We start from the raw sequence: 1566 nt of genomic DNA on the forward strand, positions 1-1566 counted from the left end.
TTCCCGGCGCCCGTACCGGTCTGGCGCCCGTACCGCTCCGGCGCCGGTGCAGGCCCCGGCCTCCTACCGCTCCGGCGCCCCTGCCGCTTCGGGCACCCGCTGCCTGACACCACCGGGCCGGCGTTCGATCGTCCCTGCTCACCGGGCACGTACTGTCGTTACCATGCGGCCGATGATGACGGCGGGCTCGGCGTGATTCATACCGTTCTTGCCCATCTCACATGCCCGACATGTCACCAGGGGCTGACCGCCGGGCCGGGGCGGGTCCACTGTCCGGCGGGCCACAGCTACGACCTCGCCCGGGCGGGCTACCTGACGCTCACCGCCGGGCGGGCGAAGGCTCTCCCCGGTGACAGCGCGGACATGGTGCGGGCGCGGGAGGCCTTCCTTGGCGCCGGCCACTACACCGCACTTGCCGACCGGCTCGCCGACAGGCTCGCCGCCGAGCTCACCGGCGGACTCACCGGCGGACTCGCTGGCAGGCTCACCGGCGAGCTCACCGGCAGGCTTGCCGGCGCACTCACGGACCAGCCCGCGAACAGGCTTGCGGGCGCGCTCGCCGCCGGCGGCCACGGTCGTCAGGCGGTCAGCGGCACGTCCCAGGACAGCGGCCCGGCCCAGGGCGGGAGCGAGAGCGGGGGCAGCGGTACGTCCGGCGGCGCGCCGGTCGTCGTCGATGTCGGCGCCGGTACCGGCTACTACCTGGCGCGCCTGCTCCGGTCCGCTCCGGGCGCGGCCGGTATCGCGGTGGACGCGTCACGTTACGCGCTGCGACGGGCGGCCCGGGCACATCCGCGCATCGGCGCCATCGGCACGGACGTACGCGGCCCACTGCCCATCCGGACCGCGACGGCAGCACTTGTTCTCGACGTCTTTGCACCGCGAAATGCCGCGGAAATGCACCGCGTCCTGCGCCCGGACGGACGGCTGGCCATCGTGACACCCACCGTCCGCCATCTTGGCGAGATCGTGGGCCCGCTCGGCCTGGTCACCGTGGACGAGAGAAAATCCGAGCGGCTGCGCGCGAAACTGGCCGGATTTTTCGTCCAACAGGACCGGCTGGCCATGGACCTCGAGCTCTCCCTGTCCCCGGACGACCTGTTGAACCTGGTGATGATGGGGCCCACCGCCCACCACCGGCGGGCACCGGAGGTCCGCGCGGCCATCGAGGCCAGCTGGCCGCGTGGCGCCCGGCCGACCGCGTCCTTCACCGTCGAGATCCACGCTCCCTGCCCCGGACAGACGGTTCACCACGTGGGCCCGCCACCATTCCGCGGTGGCCGTCAAGAAAAGCGGTGACCGTCAAGAAAAACCGACAAGGACGGGAAACAGGGCGCCGGAACACGTCGCGGATTTCCGTGGGACCGTTTCCGTGAGACCGGCTGTGCCGGGTCCGGACGGGACAGGACCGAGCCCGGACGGGACGGGACCGGGTCCGGACGGCGAACGGGACGGAACAGAACGGAACGGGTCAGGCCACCAGGCGGGACTTCCAGGCGGATACCGCGTCCGGATCCGCGCCGTTGGCGGCCAGCCAGCCCACCACGCCGCCGTCGTGGCCGTCGA

1 protein-coding gene is annotated in these 1566 nt (G+C 72.5%); it reads left to right on the forward strand.

Going from position 1 to position 1566, the window contains the following annotated elements; translation table 11 throughout:
- The first annotated feature begins 192 nt into the window (after positions 1-192).
- Positions 193-1299 carry a methyltransferase domain-containing protein gene (locus AC5LSR_RS04780; RefSeq protein WP_250283959.1) on the forward strand — a complete coding sequence of 369 codons (1107 nt, stop codon included), beginning with the start codon at positions 193-195 and terminating at the stop codon, positions 1297-1299.
- Positions 1300-1566: the final 267 nt, after the last annotated feature.

The sequence above is a fragment of the Protofrankia sp. CiP1_Cm_nod4 genome (assembly GCF_982290645.1).